Origin of the sequence: Pseudomonas sp. EA_65y_Pfl1_P113, from assembly GCF_963970525.1 — a bacterium.
In the GTDB taxonomy this organism is placed as follows: domain Bacteria; phylum Pseudomonadota; class Gammaproteobacteria; order Pseudomonadales; family Pseudomonadaceae; genus Aquipseudomonas; species Aquipseudomonas tritici.
In genome coordinates this window covers 1-474 of the sequence record NZ_CAXAQM010000477.1, presented here as the reverse complement: position 1 = coordinate 474, position 474 = coordinate 1, and the positions used below count along the sequence as shown (strand labels likewise).

At 66.9% G+C, this 474-nt stretch carries 1 protein-coding gene; it reads left to right on the top strand.

Annotation, left to right across the window (positions count from 1 at the left end; translation table 11 throughout):
* On the top strand, positions 1-474 hold a 474-nt coding region (locus AACY52_RS30655), incomplete at both ends, for an FAD-binding protein (RefSeq protein WP_339561438.1).

Genomic DNA, 474 nt, shown 5'->3' with positions numbered 1-474 from the left:
CACCGGCTGCGATTGCACGCTTACGCGAACTGGGCGTGCCCTTTGCGACCGAAAGCGAAGAGAATGGCGGCGCGCTGCATTTGACGCGCGAGGGCGGCCATTCGCACCGCCGCATCGTCCATGTTGCCGATGCGACCGGCTGGGCGGTGCAGGAAGCGCTGCAACGCGCCGCGACCGACCATCCCAACATCACGCTCGTCCCCGATATGGTCGCGATCGACCTTGCCACCAGCCGGCATGAGGAACGCTATTCGGGCGCGGGCCATGTGTGGGGCGTCTATGCCGTCAACCGCGCGACCGGTCGGGTCGATCTGTACACCGCGCGCGCAACGATCCTCGCAACGGGCGGGGCGGGGCGCACCTATCTGTTTTCGACGGCACCGCGTGGCGCAACCGGGGACGGAATCGCCATGGCATGGCGCGCGGGGTGTCGTGTTTCCAACATGGAGATGATGCAGTTCCACCCGACCTGCC